We start from the raw sequence: 16,540 nt of genomic DNA on the forward strand, positions 1-16,540 counted from the left end.
GTCGGTCCGGTGGCTGGGGGCGGCGTTCGTGGGGTGGGGCGGGGGGCTTGGTGGGGAGATGCGCCTCTGGTGCTTGCGGGCCTAGATTGGTGGGGGTGTTGGATGTGACGCGCGTCACTATGAACGTGCCGTCACCGGCCACTTCCGGGATCGTTCTTAGGCATGGCCGCAGTGGTCCCCGCCGATGCGACCGCGCCCGACCCCGCACGCCGCACCGCAACAGCACCGCCCCGTGCCCCCTCACGAAGGCGACCGCCGTGCCCGTCATCCCCTCCGCCGGACCCCGCCGGCGGCCACCGCTGCCCGACCTGACCGTGTCGCTCATCGGAATGTCCTTCCTGCTGGCGGGCGTCGCTGGGCTCGTGCCCGGTCCGGCCGCCGCAGCGCTCGCCGTTGCCGGCGCCTCCGCCCTCGCCTGTGTCCGGCTCGCCTGGCTGGCGGGCGTCCCGCCCACACCGGCGCCGACTCGTCACGCCGTCCCGGCGCACAGCCCGCTGCCCTCGGCCCGGACGCGTCGCCGTGCAGCAGGCGCCGAACCCCTGACGCCGGCGCGGCACGCCGCCCCGGGCTCCGCCGATCCGGCATGGGGGCAGCGCGCCGTTCCGCACGTTGACGGCCCGGCGTCGGGGCAGCGCGCCGTTCCGCAGGTTGACGGCCCGGCGTCGGGGCAGCACGCCGTTCCGCAGGTCGACGGCCCGGCGTCGGGGCAGCACGCCCGTCCGCGCGTCGACGGCCCGGCGCAGTACGCCCTTCCGCATATCGCCGATCCGGCGTCGGCCTGGCTGGTCCGGGGCGTGTCGGGCGCCGACCCGTCGGCGTCGGCACCTCACGCCGTGGCGGGCGCCGGCCATCCGACGTCGGCGCCGCGCGCCGTTCCGGGTCGGCCGAAGACCTGCCTCGGCGTACCGGGGGCGGGCGGCTCCGGGCCGCCGGAGCGGGCCGCCGCCCCGGGCCGGGCCGAGGCGACCGGCCGGGCGGGCCCACCCGGTCCGGGCGCCGCGACCGGGCGGCAGGCCCGCCGGGTAGCGCTGTCCCGGCGGGTCGCCGCGATTCTCGACGCGGCCGTCCTGGTCGCCGGGCTCACCGTCGCGGTGCTGCCGCTGAGCGACCCGGCGCACCGGCTGCCGGTGGCGCTGGTCGGGCTCGGCCTCACCGCGCCGCTGCACGCCGCCGCGCTGCTCCGCCTGCCGGGTCGGTCCCGGCTCCCCGCCCGGGAACGGCTGCGCCGCACCGTCGACGTGCTCGCGCTCGGCGTCAGCCTGGTCTTCGCCGGCTGGATGTTGCTGCCCGCCGGCCCGGTGCCGCCGGTCGCGTGGGTCGCCACCGGTGGCGGGTCGGTGGCGTTGGCCGTGCTCGCCATGGCGGCGGTCTCCGAACGCCGGCGTCGGCCGGGCGCCGCGTGCTGCCACGCCGGCGCCGGGCTCACGCTGGGCGGGTTGGCGCTGCTGGTGGTGCTGCTCGCGTACGACGCCCCGGATCGCGCGCTGTCGGCAGTCGCGCCGCCGGTGCTGGCCGGTGCGCTGCTGATCGCCGCCGGCGCCCGGCGTACCTCGGCGGGGGAGCGACCGCACCACGGGGCCGCGCCGGCCGCGTGGCCCCGGCTCACCGCGCCGGCCGGCATCGCCGCGCTCGCGGCCGGCGTGCACCTGGGCACGGCGGGCGAGTTCACCCCGGCGGCGATGGCCCTGGGCCTGGCGGTCATCCCGCCGATCATGGTGGGTGAGCTGCTGGCCGCCGCCGACCAACGCCGCCGGGTGGAACGGCTCGCGGCCAGCGAGGCGTGGCTGCGGCGGCTGGTCGGCGTGGGCGACGACGGCGGTGAGCCGGCGTTGTTGACCCGGGCCGAGCTGGTGCGGGCGCTGTCCCTGCGCAGCGGCGGCGCGCTGCTCCTGGTGGACGTGCACGGCGACGAGGCGGCCCCGCCGGACGGGCCGGCGCTGGCCGAGGTGGGGCGCCGGCTGCGCGCCGGCTGCGGTCCGCACGACCTGGTCGCCCACGTCGGCGACACCGGGTTCGCCGTGCTCACCGACCTCGGGCCGGTGCCCGCGTACGCGCTGGGCACGCGGCTGCTGACGGCGCTCGCCGAGCCGTACCCCCGGCCGGAGGGCGGCACCCCGCTCCGGGTCAGCGTCGGGCTGGCCGAGACCACCGGTGGCGACCCGGAGGACGTGCTGCGCCAGGCCGACCTGGCCCGGCGGCGGGCGGCGCAGCTCGGCCGGGAGCGGATCGAGTGGTACGACGCCTACCTGGAGGAGCAACTGGTCCGCCGGCTCGACCTGGAACGGGAACTGCCCGGCGCGGTGGCCCGGGGCGAGCTGGACCTGGTCTACCAGCCGGTGGTGGCGCTGGCCGACCGGATGCCGGTCGGCACCGAGGCGCTGCTGCGCTGGCGCAGCCCGGCGCTGGGCACGGTGCTGCCGGCGGAGCTGCTGCCGGTGGCGGCCGACCTGGACCTGCTCGGTGAGGTCGGGTGGTGGGTGGTGGACCGGGCCTGCCGGCAGCTCGCCGCCTGGTCGGAGGGGGGCCGCGAGCTGTGGATGGCGGTCAACGTCACGCCCCGGGAGCTGGCCGCGACGGACTTTGTGGCGCGGACCGCGACCGCGTTGGCGGCGTACGACGTGCCGCCGGAACGGCTGGTGGTGGAGGTGGCTGAGCCGGCGGTGGGGGCGGAGTTGCCCACCGTGACGGCGCGGCTGGCCGGCCTGCGGTCGCTCGGGGTGCGCACCGCGCTCGACGACTTCCGCGCCGAGCACGCCTCGCTCGCCCAGCTCCGCCGGTTGCCGATCGACCTGCTCAAGGTGGGCCCGCACCTGGTGGCGCCGGGCGGGGACGGGCAGCGTCCACTGATCGACGTGGTGGCGAACCTCGGCGACCGGCTCGGCGTGGAGGTCGTGGTGGAGGGGCTGGAGTCGGACGGTCAGGTGGCCGGCGCCCGCCGGGCCGGCTGCCGGTACGGCCAGGGCTTCGCGCTGGCCCGGCCGGCGACCGCGGAGCGGGTGGAGGCGTGGTTCGAGGAGTTCCCCTCGGCGTCGCGATGAGGAGCTGACTTAACCGGTTCAGCGCTGGCGTGGCGGGGCGGTGCTGCCGCGCGGCGTCAGGTGGGCGGTCTCGTCCTGCAACTCGGTCACCGGCTCCCCGGCGATCACGGCGAGAAGCTGTCGGGCGGCGTGCGACCCGTACGCCGGGATGTCCCGGCCCAGCGCGGTCAGCGGCGGGTGCACGAGCTGGCAGAGCGGTGAGTCGTCCCAGGCGACGATGGAGAGGTCACCGGGGACGGCCAGCCCCATCTCCTGCGCCACGGACAGCCCGGCGATGGCCATCACGTCGTTGTCGTAGATCACCGCGGTCGGGCGGTTGGCGGAGCTGAGCAGCCGGCGGGTGGCCCGCGCGCCCTCCTCGCCGGTGTAGTCGGACCAGACCGTGCTCGCCTCGTCCAGCCCGAGCCGCCGGCACACGTCGGTGAACGCGTCGGTGCGGATCTCGGTGTGCAGCAGCGAGGGGAGCCCGCCGACCCGGGCGATCCGCCGGTGCCCGAGCGCGACCAGGTACTCGACGGTCTCCACCAGGGCCGCCGCGTCGTCGGACCAGACGCTGGCCAGGGTGCCGGTGTGCCCGGGACCGCCGATGACCACGGCGGGCAGTTGCAGCTCCTCCAGCGCGGGCACCCGCCGGTCGTCGGTGCGCAGGTCGCAGACGAAGACGCCGTCGACGCGGCGCTCGGCCCACCACCGGCGGTAGACCGCGATCTCCGCCTCCTGGTCGGTGACCACCTGGAGCGTGAGCGCGTACGAGCGGGCGGAGAGTTCCGCCTCGACGCCGCTGATCAGCTCCATGAAGAACGGCTCGATGCCCAGTATCCGGGCGGGCCGGCACAGCGCCAGCCCGACCGCCTTGGCGGTGGCGCCGGAGAGCGCCCGCGCGGCGCTGCTCGGGCTGAAGCCGATCTCGGCGGCGATGGCCAGGATGCGCTGGCGGGTCGCCTCGGAGACGCCGGGCTGCCCGTTCAGCGCGTACGAGACCGCGCCCTTGGAGACCCCGGCGCGCCGGGCGACGTCGGCGATGGTCGGCCGCTTCACCGCAGCGTTCCTCCACTGTGTCCAGCCCTCGCGGGCGCCTTCCGGCCGCCGGGTGGCGGCGGGGAGTGACGCTACTGCACCGGGCCCGTCGGCCGGTCGGCGCGGCGGCCCGCCGGCGACTGAACCGCACAGTTGGTCACTTGTGCGGTTCAGCGTACGGGCATCCGGCCCGGTGTCCACCATCCCGGCGCTCCCGAAACTGCTCCGGAAAGCGCTCCACCACGCATGGTCGCGCTCCCATCCGGTCCGGAAGGTTACGGGACGGCCTCGCTGTTAACCGGCCGTTGACAGTGCAAAGAGCGAACCGTACGGTGGCCTCACTTATCCGGTTCAGTCAACGTCTCTCGATCTCGGGAGCGTTCCCATTTGGCGCGGAGGATGACATGAAACGGTCCTGGACGCACTGGGCGCGCACGGCCGCCGTCGGTGCCGTCAGCCTGGTCATGGTCGCCGCCTGTAGCGGCAAGAGCACCACCGGCGGCGCGGACGCGGCCGACGGCCAGGTCACGTTGAAGATCAATTTCTGGGGTGACTTCGGCCTCCAGGACCTCAAGACGAAGTACGAGGCCGACCACCCCAACGTCAAGATCCAGCTCAACTCGGGCGAGTACAACGCCCAGCACGAGGACCTGCAGAAGAAGCTCGTCGCCGGCAACGGCGCGCCGGACATCGCGGCGATCGACGAGGGCTTCATGGTCCAGTTCCGCAGCCAGTCCGACAAGTTCGTCAACCTGCTGGACAAGGGCGCCGGGTCGTACGAGAGCAAGTACCTGCCCTGGAAGTGGAAGCAGTCGCTGTCCGCCGACGGCAAGACGCAGATCGGTCTCGGCACCGACGTGGGCGGCCTCGCCATGTGCTACCGCACCGACCTGTTCAAGGCCGCCGGCCTGCCCACCGACCGCGACCAGGTCTCCGCGCTGTGGCCCACCTGGGACAAGTTCCTGGAGGTCGGCCAGCAGTACACCGGCAAGACCAAGAAGAAGTTCATCGACGCCGGCACGAACCTGTTCAACCCGATCCTCGGGCAGCAGCAGGTCGGCTTCTACAACGACCAGGAGCAGCTCCAGATGGAGCAGGGTCCGAAGGTCGCGTTCGACTACACGGTCAAGGCCGTCCAGGGTGGGCTCTCCGCCAACCTGGTCAGCTTCCAGGCCGACTGGGACAAGGGCTTCACCAGCGGCGCGTTCGCGGTGCTCGCCTGCCCGGCGTGGATGCTCGGCCACATCAAGGACACCGCGCCCGGCACCCAGGGCAAGTGGGACATCGCCGCGGTGCCCGGCGGCGGCGGCAACTGGGGTGGCTCGTTCCTGACCATCCCCAAGCAGGGCAAGAATGTCGACGAGGCGTACAAGCTGCTGGAGTGGCTGGTCGCGCCGGAGCAGCAGATCGAGATCTTCAAGAAGGTCGGCAACCTGCCGTCGCAGCCGGCGCTCTACGCCGACCCGGCCATCGCCGACTTCAAGAACCCGTTCTTCAACGACGCCCCGGTCGGCCAGATCTTCCCGAAGATGGCGCAGGGACTCACCCCGCAGTACCTGGGCAAGAAGAACGGCCCGACCCGGGTCGCGGTGGAGAACGTCATCCGCCGGGTGGAGAACAAGTCGCTGAAGCCCGACGCCGCCTGGACCGAGGCGGTCAAGGAGGCCGACAAGGCCGCCAAGTCCTGACGCACCACAGGTGCCGGAGCGGACCGACCCGCTCCGGCACCGCCGTACCCGTCCACCCCCACCTCGGCTCTGGAGTGATCCGATGTCCAGCACCCGTGCCGCGCCCGCGCCGCCGCGCCGCCGACCCGCGCCGGAGCGCGGCCGTCGCGGGGCCGACGAGCGGCGGTTGACCTGGCGCAACCGGCTGTACCGCTTCGACATGCGCTACATGCCGTACCTGATGATCGCGCCGTTCTTCCTGCTCTTCATCGTGTTCGGGCTGTTCCCGCTGCTGTTCAACGCGGTGGTCTCGCTGCGCAACTATCGCCTGGACGACCCGACGCTGCCCTACTGGGCCGGCGTCGAGAACTTCAGCCGGCTCATCGCCGACGAGGACTTCTGGAACGCGCTCTACAACACCTTCGGCATCTTCCTGCTCTCCACCGTCCCGCAACTGCTGCTCGCGCTGCTGGTCGCCTCGCTGCTCAACCGGCAACTGCGGGCGCAGACCTGGTGGCGGGTCGGCGTGCTGCTGCCGTACGTGACGCCGATCGTGGCCTCGACCATGGTGTTCAGCGTCTTCTTCTCCCGCGACTTCGGCATGGCCAACTGGGCGCTCGGCCTGCTCGGCATCGGCGGCGCCGACGACCCGATCGACTGGCGGGCCGACAAGCTGCACGCCTGGATCGCCATCGCCACCATGGTCAACTGGAAGTGGATCGGCTACAACGCGCTGCTCTACCTGGCCGCCATGCAGTCCATCCCGCGCGACGTCTACGAGGCCGCCGCGATCGACGGCGCCGGCCAGTGGAAACAGCTCTGGCGCATCACCGTGCCGATGATCCAGCCGGTGGTCGTGTTCACCGTGATCCTCTCCACCATCGGCGGGCTCCAGCTCTTCACCGAGCCGATGCTGTTCGACCCGAACGCCCAGGCCGCCACCGGCGGGCCGAACGGCGAGTGGCAGACCATCGCCCAGCTCATCTACAAGGTCGGCTGGAAGGACCTCAACCTCGGCTACGCCGCGGCGATGTCCTGGGCGCTGTTCCTGATCATCCTGGTTGTCGCCGGGATCAACTACCTGCTGACGAACCGACTCTCCGGAGGGCGTAGATGACGGCCCTTGCCTCCCCGCCGACCCCGCGCAAGCGCCGGCCCATGGCCCGCGCCCCGCAGGAGACGCCGGCCGGGTTCTGGACCTACCTGCTGCTCGCGGTCAGCATGCTGTTCGCCGCGTTCCCGCTCTACTGGATGTTCGTCATCGCCACCAGCAACGACGAGGCGCTGGCGAAGCTGCCACCGGCGATCGTGCCGGGCGACCGGTTCCTGACCAACGTCGACGAGGTCTTCTCCCTCCAGGACGTCTACTTCGCCGCCTCGCTCGTCAACAGCGTCATCGTGTCGACGCTGGTCACCGCCTCGGTGCTGTTCTTCTGCTCGCTTGCCGGGTTCGCGTTCGCCAAGCTGCGGTTCAAGGGCAGCGGCGCGCTGATGCTCTTCGTGGTGCTCACCCTGACCGTGCCGAACCAGCTCGGCATCGTCGCGCTCTACATCGTGATGGGCAAGCTCGGCTGGAACGGCACGCTGCTCGCGGTCATCGCGCCCGGCCTGGTCACCGCGTTCGGCGTGTTCTACATGCGGCAGTTCATCGTGAACACCGTCCCGGACGAGCTGATCGAGTCGGCCCGGGTCGACGGCGCCACGATCATGCGGGTGTACGCGACGATCGTGCTCCCCGCGATCCGCCCGGCCCTCGCGGTGCTCGGCCTGCTCACGTTCGTGGCCACCTGGAACGACTTCCAGTGGCCGCTGATCACGTTGAGCGGCACCGACTACCCGACCTCGATGGTGGCGATCTCCGACCTGGCCAGCGGCAACTACGTGATCTACCGGCGGGTGCTGGCCGGCGCGTTCATCGCCACCGTCCCCCTGCTGCTGATGCTGTTCATCGGTGGACGCCAGATCGTCCGCGGAATCATGGAAGGCGCGGTGAAGTCGTGAGCCGTTCCACGCTGCTGCACGAGGGTTGGACGCTGCGGGCCGAGCCCGGCGCGCAGGTGCCGCCGCAGATCGCCGGGGCCGAGGTGCCGGCCACGGTGCCCGGATGCGTGCACACCGACCTGCTCGCCGCCGGTCTCGTCCCCGACCCGTACCTCGACGACAACGAGAACCGGCTGCTCTGGATCGGGCGCACCGACTGGGTCTACCGGACCACGTTCGCCTGGCAGCCGGGCGAGGACGACCGGGTCGACCTGGTCTGCGGCGGCCTGGACACGGTGGCCACCGTGACGCTCAACGGCGTCGAGGTCGGGCGCACCGAGAACCAGCACCGTTCCTACCGGTTCGACGTCCGCGCGCTGCTGCGCCCGGGCGACAACACCCTGGCCGTACGCTTCGACTCGCCGTACCGCTACGCCCAGGCGCACCGGGACCGGCTCGGCGACCGGCCCAACGCGTACCCGGAGCCGTTCCAGTTCATCCGCAAGACCGCCTGCAACTTCGGCTGGGACTGGGGACCGACGGTGGTCACCGCCGGCATCTGGCAGGAGATCGGCCTGCACGCCTGGTCCACCGCCCGGCTCGCGGCGGTCCGGCCGCTGGTCACCGTCTCCGACGGCGTCGGCCGGGTGGAGCTGCACGTCGACGTGGAGCGGGCCGGCGACGAGCCGCTGACCGTACGCGCCGACGTCGCCGGCGTCACCGCCGAGGTCACCGTGCCGGCCGGGGAACGCACCGCCGCGCTGGCGCTCACCGTGCCGAACCCGGCGTTGTGGTGGCCGGTCGGCTACGGCGACCAGCCGCTGCACGACCTCCACGTCACGCTGCACGCCGCCGACGGGCGGGACCTCGACGCCGCGTCCCGCCGGATCGGCTTCCGCTCGGTCCGCCTCGACAGCACGCCCGACGCCCACGGCACCCCGTTCACGCTGCACGTCAACGACCTGCCGATCTTCGTCAAGGGGGTCAACTGGATCCCCGACGACGCGTTCCCCAACCGGGTCACCCGGTCGCGCCTGGCCGACCGGTTCGGTCAGGCGGTCGGGGCGAACGTCAACCTGCTGCGCGTCTGGGGCGGCGGCCGGTACGAGTCGGACGACTTCTACGAGCTGGCCGACGAACTCGGCCTGCTGGTGCAGCAGGACTTCCTGTTCGCCTGCGCGGCGTACCCGGAGGAGGAGCCGTTCCGCACCGAGGTCGAGGCCGAGGCGCGGGAACAGGTGGCCCGCCTCGCCGGCCACCCGTCGCTGGTGCTCTGGACCGGCAACAACGAGAACATCTGGGGCTGGCACGACTGGGACTGGCAGGAGCCGCTCGCCGGCCGGACCTGGGGGCGCGGCTACTACCTGGAGCTGCTGCCCGCGATCGTCGGCGAGCTGGACCCGACCGTCCCGTACTGGCCGGGCAGCCCGTGGTCCGGCACCGAGGACCGGCACCCCAACGACCCGGCGCACGGCACCATGCACATCTGGGACGTCTGGAACGACGACGACTACACCAAGTACCGCGAGTACGTGCCCCGGTTCGTCGCCGAGTTCGGCTACCAGGCCCCGCCCGCGTACGCGACGCTGCGCCGGTCCCTCTCCGACGAACCGCTCGCGCACGACTCGCCCGGCATGAGCCACCACCAGAAGGCGATCGACGGGGACCGGAAACTCCAACGCGGGCTGGACGCCCACCTGCCGCCCCCCGCCGACTTCGACGACTGGCACTACTACACCCAGCTCAACCAGGCGCGCGCCATCCAGCTCGGCGTCGAGCACTTCCGGTCCCACCGGCCAATCTGCACCGGCACCATCGTCTGGCAGCTCAACGACTGCTGGCCGGTCACCTCCTGGGCCGCCGTCGACGGCGACGGCCGGCGCAAACCCCTGTGGTACGCGCTGCGCCGCGCCTACGCCGACCGGCTGCTCACCGTGCAGCCGCGCGACGGCGGGCTGGCGCTGGTCGCGGTCAACGAGACCGGGCAGGCGTGGACCGGGCCGGCCACTGTCACCCGGCTCACCGTCACCGGGGAGCCGAGGGCGAAGACCTCGGTCGACCTCGACGTCCCGGCGTACTCCTCGGTGGTGCTGGCGCTGCCGGCGGAGCTGACGCGGCCGGACGAGGCCCGCCGTGAGCTGCTGGTCGCGGACGCCGGCGACACCGCGGAGCGGGCGCTGTGGTTCTTCGCCGAGGACCGCGACATCACCTGGCCGGCGGCGGAGTGGGACGCCACCGTCGAGCCGGTGGACGGCGGCCAGCGGGTCCGGGTGACCGCCCGGACCGTGCTGCGCGACCTGACGCTCTTTCCCGACCGGCTGGACCCGTCCGCGCAGGTCGACACCGCGCTGGTCACGCTGCTGCCGGGGGAGAGCGCGGTGTTCACGGTGCGTGCGCCGCGCCCGCTCGACCGGGCGGCGCTGACGCGCCGCCCGGTGCTGCGCTGCGTCAACGGCTGAAGGAGGGGCCCCCTGTTAACGCATTCCGCATAGCAGGGGGCCCCGCTTAACACCGACGCACCGTGTCATCGCCTCGAAACGGCTTTGTCATCCACCGTTTCCGCCGCCCGGACGCGACATCGATTACGGTCACCGGACCACCGATTTCTACGAATGGGAGAGCCCTGTTGACGATCGGACGAATGTTTCGTTCAGGTGCCGCAGCCGCCGCGGCGGCCGGCCTCGCCGTCGCGCTGGTGTTCGCCGGCTCGACCCCGGCATCGGCCATCTTCGGCGGCACCACCAGCGGGGTGCTCCGCGGCCAGGTCAACATCTGGGCCGACGACGGAGACAGTTACCTGTGCACGGGGACGCTGATCGGTCAGCGTTGGGTGCTCACCGCCAAGCACTGCTTCTACGGCGAAGACACCGACTCGCTCCAGATCTGGACCGGCGACCGCAGGCCGAAGTACGGCGAGGGAGTCCCGGTCATCGGCTGGGCGGGCCACGACAAGTACGACGTCGCGATCGTGGAACTGCAGTGGTCCGTGCGCAACGTGCAGCTCATCGCGAAGTACAACGCCAACTCGCTCCTGAAGACGGGCATCCAGGTCGCCGTGCGGGGCTGGGGCCGGGATCAGCCGAACGTCCCCTCATCTGCGCCGACCTCGTCGCTCCGGGTCTGCTCCATGAAGGTGGACGGGTCCGCCGTGGACGAGATGCGGCTGACTCCCGTCGACGGAATTCCACAACAGGGAGATTCGGGCGCGGGCGTCTGGCAGGGCGACCGCGTCTACGGGATCTACTATGCAACGACGGGCCTTTCCTACGGCCATGCCACCCAGACGTCGGTGGTCGCCGGGTGGATCGAAGCCATGACGGACATCCCCGGAGTGAGCTGACCACGCAGCCTCACCCGTTCCTCGTCGCTCCTTCGTCGCCCGCCGCCGACGGGGCGTCGAGGTCGGGGCTGTCCTGCGAGGAGATGGCGGTCGAGACGAGACTCGCGGCGACCGGCTGCACCGGCGTGACGTCGTCCGGCGTACGCAGGCGCGGCGGGGCGGGCATCCACGGCTTCAGGTTCTGGATGATCTGTTCGTAGAAGTCGTCGATCGCGCGCAGCACGGAGTCGATGAAGGCGCCCCGCCCGCTGCCCCGCTTGGTGCCCGCCGCCGTGCTCTGGGCGACTCGGAACGCCCGCAGCTCACGGGCCGGGTCGGTGATCAGCATGCTGGGCTCGGCGCGGACCTGACGCAGCAGGTCCGTCGCGCCACCCCCGCGGGCGTGCAGGACGAACGCCTCGATCCGTACCGTCTCCGGCGCGTCCCTGAGTTGGCGGACCAGCCAGTTCACCCTGGTGGTCGGCCTGCCGGTACGCGGAGCGTCCACGTCGACGTGGCAGACGATCTGCCCGGCCCGCAGGTCGGCGGTGACGTGGAGGTGGCCGACCGCGCCCGGAATCCGGATGCTTCCGGTCAGGCTTCCGGTGGTGACGAGCTGGTTGACGAGCGACTGGGTGCGTGCGGCCGGGTCGGCGAGGTCACGGCGGCTCAGCGCGGGCGTGACGTCGGTGCCCAACTGCCGGCCGAGGCGTAGGCAGGCGTAGCGGATCAGGGCGTCGAAGCGGCCGGCCACCTCCGCCGCGCCGCCGTCGCCGGCCCGCAGCGTTCCGGCCGACACCCCATCGCGTACGGAGACCCAGGCCGGTCCCATGTCGCTGAACTCCAGTGCGCCCGAACGTGGGTGTTCGAGGTACCTGATCAGCTCGCCCAGAATCCACGCCTGGTCCGGGTCGGCGATGCCGCGGTACTCCTTCTGGATCACCGCCTGGGTCAGGATCTCCGTCCAGGGCAGGTGGTAGAGCGCGACCTTGCGCAGCTTCCGGCGATCGATCGTGGTCGGATGCTGGCCCGGCACCGGGGCGATCTCGTTGGAGATCGTGATGAGAGCGTCGAAGCCCTGCTCGCGGGCGATGTCCAGGTACGCCTCCACCTGCTCGGTCCGCAACGCGTTGCTGCCGGTCTTCACCTCCACCAGCGCGGTCCACTGTCGCTGCCCCCGCGTGACGCGGATGAGGCCGTCCGGAAAGAGCTGCTGGTTGCCGAGCTTGAACGGCACCTCGATGAAGGTCTGCACCGTGCCGGCCGGTGCGCCGAGGGACTGGGTGAGCACCCGCCCGAACTCCCGTACCGCGCTCATCACCGCCAGCAGTGCGGATGTGGCCCGGCGTTCCTGCTCCTCCGCGCCGTTGATGCCGGACGTGGGGATCAGGCGGGCCGCGAGCCAGGTCTCCTCGGACATGCGGACACTCCTCGTGAAGGCGGTGGTACGAGAAGTTACCTGCGGGCCGGGCCGGAAAGCGGCGTGATCGTGGGCGCGTACGCATGGAAAGAGCTGTCCGGGTCGGGTGCCGGACGATCCGCCCGGCCCGGATCGGGCTGCCGGACGGAGGCGTCCGTGTCAACGGTTCGGCCCTTACCGGCTCTTCCGTCCGTTAGCTGACTGCGATTTCCGGCCGCCATCACGGCGTGGATCCGAGATCTGACCGCACCGGGCCGAGGAAACGACTGACAGCGACCACGGTGGCGACCTCCACTGGTGGTGGACCGAAGCGGTCCGTCGAAACGGTCCGTCCGGACCCTGTCGTCAGCCGAGGTCGCCATGGCCACTCCCATCCCGCCGCCGTTCCACGTCCGCCTCGGCACGCCGGAGGACCCCGGGTCGGTCCACGGCCTCGCCCTGGCCGGGACGGTGCTGCTCGCCACCCACTACGGCGCGTCCGGTCGGGGGAAGCTGCACGTGCTCGACCCGCGCACGCTCGCCCCGGTCGCGGATCCGGTGCCGGTCGGCCACTACCCGCGGGCGGTCGCCTGGCACCCCGGCCGGCGGACCGCGTACGTGATGAACTGGGGCAAGGAGAGCTACAGCGTCTCGGCCTGCGCGCTGGACACCGGCCGGGTCGAGGAGATCCCGATCGGGTTCGGGCTGATCGCGGTGGCCGTCGACCCGGCCGCCGACGTGCTCTACACCGCCGACTGGGCGCATCGGCGACTCTTCGCCATCGAGGCGGGGGACCCGGCCCGGCGCCGGATCATCGCCCTGCCGTCGCGGCCGGTGCGGCTCGCCGTCGCCCCGGACGGCCGCGTCCACGTCTCCCTCTCCGACCAGGCGGCCACCCCGCCGGTGGACGCGCTCGCCGTGGTCGAATCGGACGGTACGGTGCGTTCCACGCCGGTCACGCCGTCGCGCCTCCAGCCGGGGCCGGTGGCGGTCGGCCAGGACGGCCTGATCTACCTGGCCTCCCTCGGCGGCGGCTCGGTGCACCCGCTGGCCGGCGTGCACGCCCCCGACACGGGGGAGCGGCTGGGGGCGGTGGGCACGGCGGCCGGGTCGCGGGACCTCGCCGCGCACCCGCACCTGTCGCAGGCCTGGGCCGCCACCGATCGGGGCGCCCAGTTCATCGACGCCACCGGCCCGTACCAGCCGCACACGCTCGAACCGGTGGTCACCGGCCCCAGCCCGTACGGCGTCGCGGTGGGCGCGGACGGCGGGGTCTACGTGGGCGACAACGTCGAGGGCACGGTGTCGCTGATCCGGCCGGACCTCACCGAGCTGCCGCTGGCGGCGGTGTCCACACTGCTCACCGACGCCGGCTACCCGGTCGCGGGCGGGCTGGGCGGGGCGCTGCGGGCGTACCAGGAGTTCCACGAGCTGCCGGTGACCGGGCGTCCGGACGCCACCACCGTCGCGCACCTGACCGCTCCCGGCTGCGGCAACCCGGACCCGGTGGCGGCGGTGCCGAGCTTCCACGTGCTCAACCACTACCGGCACACCAACCTGACCTACCACCTGGGCGACATGCACATGCCGAACGCCCGGCCCGGCTTCACCGACGAGCTGAAGGAGGAACTCGTCCGGGTCGCGTTCGCCGAGTGGAACAAGGTGCTCGGCGCCGACTGGTACGGCCCGTTCGACTTCGAGCGGGTCGACGACCCGGCCCGGGCGGACATCCTCATCTCCGTCGGCGACGACCCGGTCTTCCACGAGTCGAACTGGTTCAGGTCGGTGTACGCGGTCACCAAGTGGTACGCCGGGCAGAACTGGCCGGCGGAACGGGCCCAGCTTCCGATGATCTTCAATCGGGAGATCAACTGGGATGCCCCCGGCTACTTCGACACCACCTGGTACAACCCCGACTTCCGGCACGTCGTCACGCACGAGCTGGGCCACGCGCTCGGCCTGCACCACGGCAAGAGCAAGAACGTCATGTACCGCAACGCCACCTGGTACCGCGTCCCGAAGTCCGACGACCGGGCCGGCATCCACCACGCGTACGGCCGGCTGCCGTTCCTCTCCGGCACCGGCATGCAGGTGCTGCCCGGTGTCGACCACATCGCCCTCCAGGACTGCGAGCAGCATCTCCTGGTGCACTACCCGGCCGACGCGGACACCTGGACGTACACCCGGCTCACCGCCGACCTCGGCGCGCCGCTGATGGCCCGCGGCCACGCCCCCAGCCTCTTCTTCGCCCACGACGGCGTGCCGTCGTACGTCTACCGGGGCGCCGGTGACCACCTGCACCAGCTCTGGTACGACGGCGGCGAGTGGTGGTGGAACGACCTGAACGTGGAGACCGGCGGCGCGCCCCCGATCGCCGGCTCGCCGTACGCCTACCGCAACGGCGACACCCAGCGGATCGTCTACGGCGACCCCGACGGCCGGATCATCCGCCTCTCCGAGACGCCCGGTGCGGGCTGGACCTGGCAGGACATCTCACAGTCGGGCGCGGGCACCCACAACGGCAGCATCATCGGGTACGTCGACCAGGCGACCGGCCTCGACGCGGTGGCGTACCGGGACAACGAGGACGGGCTGCGCCTGCTCCAGGAGCACGCCGACGGCTGGAGCCACATCTCGCTGACCTGGGCGACGCAGGCCGAGAACCCGACCCCGTTGGAGGCCATGCCGATCTTCGGGTCGGCCCGTGCCGGTGAGGCACACCGCCTGTTCGCCCTGGACTACCGCCTGGACATCCGGATGTGGGAGCCGGGCGGCGACGGGGTGTGGCACACCCGGTCGCTCACCGCCGAGCTGGGGCTGCCGCCCACCCGCGCGATGACCGTGCAACGGCTGTTCAGCGTCGACGAGGTCGACCTCACCTGGGTGATCGTCTGCTCCGACCACCAGGGCGGCCTGCGGGAGATCGTCTCCGACGGCGACGCCTGGCAGGTGCGGGACATCCCGACCGGTGACCTCCCGCCCGGCCGGACCGGAATCTCGGCCTGGGTGGGCGACACCCGCCGCTACCTCACGTACACCGCCGTCAACGGCAACACGGCGCTGCTGTACCGCCCCAGCAGCGACGTGGTCGCTGGCGAGTGGCAGGCCCACAACCTCACCCGCGAATCCGGCATCATCTGACCCCCGGTAAGGAGGGGCCCCCTGTTAACGCATTCGGTATAGGAGGGGGCCCCGCTTAACACGCTGGTGCGGGCCGCTGCCGGGCGCGGGTGAGGAGGGGGTGCGGCGAGTCGCGTCATCACCACGAAACCTCATTGTCATCCGGTGCTTCTGCCGCCCGTGCACGACATTGATCTATGGTCACCTGATCAACATCAATGGGTGAATGGGAGAACCTTGTTCATGATCGGACGTTTGATCCGTTCAGGTGCCGCCGCCGCTGCGGCAGCCGGCCTCGCGGTCGCGCTGGTGCTCGCCGGCTCGACGCCGGCATCGGCCATCTTCGGCGGCACCACCAGCGGGGTGCTCCGCGGCCAGGTCAACATCTGGGCCGACTCCGGAGCGAGATACAAGTGCACCGGGACGCTGATCGGTCAGCGTTGGGTGCTCACCGCCAAGCACTGCTTCGACGGCGAAGACCCCGACAGGTTCCAGATCTGGGCCGGCGACCGCAGGCCGAAGTACGGCGAGGGAGTCCCGGTCATCGGCTGGGCGCCCAACGACAAGTACGACGTCGCGGTGCTGCACCTGCGATGGTCCGTGCGCAACGTGAACCTCATCGCGAGGTACAACGCCAACTCGCTCCTGAAGACCGGCACCAACGTCGCCGTGCGGGGCTGGGGTCAGGATCAGCCATCCGTCCCCTCGTCGGCGCCGACCCCCTCGCTCCGGGTCTGCTCCCTGTCGGTGGACGGGTCCGCCGTGGACCACATGCGGCTGACTCCCATCGACGGAATCCCGGTGAAGGGAGATTCGGGCGCGGGCGTCTGGTCGGGCGACCGCGTCTACGGGATCTACTACGCGTACGCGCCGGACTATTCCTACGGCTATGCCATCCAGACGTCGGTGGTCGCCGGGTGGATCGAAGGCATGACGGACATCCCCGGCGTGGCCTGACCACGCACCGGCAGATCGTGCGGCACCCGCGCGCCAGCGAATG

The 16,540-nt window shown here is 71.9% G+C and carries 10 protein-coding genes; 8 read left to right on the top strand and 2 right to left on the bottom strand.

Annotation, left to right across the window (positions count from 1 at the left end; all coding sequences use genetic code 11):
• Positions 1-257 precede the first annotated feature (257 nt).
• Positions 258-3,038: an EAL domain-containing protein gene (locus ACLQ2W_RS26505; RefSeq protein WP_425789655.1), complete on the top strand. Its 2,781-nt coding sequence runs from the start codon at positions 258-260 to the stop codon at positions 3,036-3,038.
• An 18-nt stretch (positions 3,039-3,056) separates the two neighbouring features.
• Here the strand turns inward: ACLQ2W_RS26505 and ACLQ2W_RS26510 are convergent, their stop codons facing one another.
• Positions 3,057-4,076: a LacI family DNA-binding transcriptional regulator gene (locus ACLQ2W_RS26510; RefSeq protein WP_281935863.1), complete on the bottom strand. Its 1,020-nt coding sequence runs from the start codon at positions 4,074-4,076 to the stop codon at positions 3,057-3,059.
• A gap of 383 nt (positions 4,077-4,459) precedes the next feature.
• On the opposite strand from ACLQ2W_RS26510, the gene ACLQ2W_RS26515 reads away from it, so the two are divergent.
• The 5 genes from ACLQ2W_RS26515 (at position 4,460) to ACLQ2W_RS26535 (ending at position 11,042) form a co-directional block, all read left to right on the top strand.
• The gene (locus tag ACLQ2W_RS26515) at positions 4,460-5,743 is read left to right on the top strand and encodes an ABC transporter substrate-binding protein (RefSeq protein ID WP_425789657.1); all 1,284 of its coding nucleotides are present in this window, start codon (positions 4,460-4,462) and stop codon (positions 5,741-5,743) included.
• Between the two features lie 82 nt (positions 5,744-5,825).
• Positions 5,826-6,839 (top strand): carbohydrate ABC transporter permease, encoded by a 1,014-nt coding sequence (locus ACLQ2W_RS26520; protein ID WP_425789659.1) that lies wholly within the window; start codon positions 5,826-5,828, stop codon positions 6,837-6,839.
• A 41-nt stretch (positions 6,840-6,880) separates the two neighbouring features.
• A complete protein-coding gene (locus ACLQ2W_RS26525; RefSeq protein ID WP_425789912.1) occupies positions 6,881-7,723 on the top strand; it encodes a carbohydrate ABC transporter permease in 843 nt (280 codons plus the stop codon).
• Positions 7,720-10,161 (top strand): glycoside hydrolase family 2 protein, encoded by a 2,442-nt coding sequence (locus ACLQ2W_RS26530; RefSeq protein WP_425789661.1) that lies wholly within the window; start codon positions 7,720-7,722, stop codon positions 10,159-10,161. The genes ACLQ2W_RS26525 and ACLQ2W_RS26530 overlap by 4 nt, the downstream gene beginning before the upstream one ends.
• A gap of 167 nt (positions 10,162-10,328) precedes the next feature.
• A complete protein-coding gene (locus ACLQ2W_RS26535; protein ID WP_425789663.1) occupies positions 10,329-11,042 on the top strand; it encodes a trypsin-like serine protease in 714 nt (237 codons plus the stop codon).
• Between the two features lie 10 nt (positions 11,043-11,052).
• Here ACLQ2W_RS26535 and ACLQ2W_RS26540 read toward each other — a convergent pair whose 3' ends face one another.
• Positions 11,053-12,441, bottom strand: a complete 1,389-nt coding sequence (locus ACLQ2W_RS26540; protein ID WP_425789665.1) for a stress response protein — start codon at positions 12,439-12,441, stop codon at positions 11,053-11,055.
• A gap of 360 nt (positions 12,442-12,801) precedes the next feature.
• On the opposite strand from ACLQ2W_RS26540, the gene ACLQ2W_RS26545 reads away from it, so the two are divergent.
• Both ACLQ2W_RS26545 and ACLQ2W_RS26550 read left to right on the top strand, forming a co-directional pair.
• A complete protein-coding gene (locus tag ACLQ2W_RS26545) occupies positions 12,802-15,561 on the top strand; it encodes a matrixin family metalloprotease (protein ID WP_425789667.1) in 2,760 nt (919 codons plus the stop codon).
• A 144-nt stretch (positions 15,562-15,705) separates the two neighbouring features.
• Complete coding sequence (locus ACLQ2W_RS26550; RefSeq protein ID WP_425789669.1) at positions 15,706-16,497, top strand: trypsin-like serine protease; 792 nt, start codon at positions 15,706-15,708, stop codon at positions 16,495-16,497.
• The last annotated feature ends 43 nt before the right edge of the window (positions 16,498-16,540 follow it).

Origin of the sequence: Micromonospora sp. DT227 (genome assembly GCF_049841835.1) — a bacterium.
Lineage (GTDB): Bacteria > Actinomycetota > Actinomycetes > Mycobacteriales > Micromonosporaceae > Micromonospora.

Bases quoted from the DNA above. Each gene is read 5' to 3' on its own strand.
- ACLQ2W_RS26515 (WP_425789657.1), top strand. From the start codon at position 4,460: ATGAAACGGTCCTGGACGCACTGGGCGCGCACGGCCGCCGTCGGTGCC.
- ACLQ2W_RS26520 (WP_425789659.1), top strand. From the start codon at position 5,826: ATGTCCAGCACCCGTGCCGCGCCCGCGCCGCCGCGCCGCCGACCCGCG.
- ACLQ2W_RS26525 (WP_425789912.1), top strand. From the start codon at position 6,881: ATGGCCCGCGCCCCGCAGGAGACGCCGGCCGGGTTCTGGACCTACCTG.
- ACLQ2W_RS26540 (WP_425789665.1), bottom strand. From the start codon at position 12,441: ATGTCCGAGGAGACCTGGCTCGCGGCCCGCCTGATCCCCACGTCCGGC.
- ACLQ2W_RS26545 (WP_425789667.1), top strand. From the start codon at position 12,802: ATGGCCACTCCCATCCCGCCGCCGTTCCACGTCCGCCTCGGCACGCCG.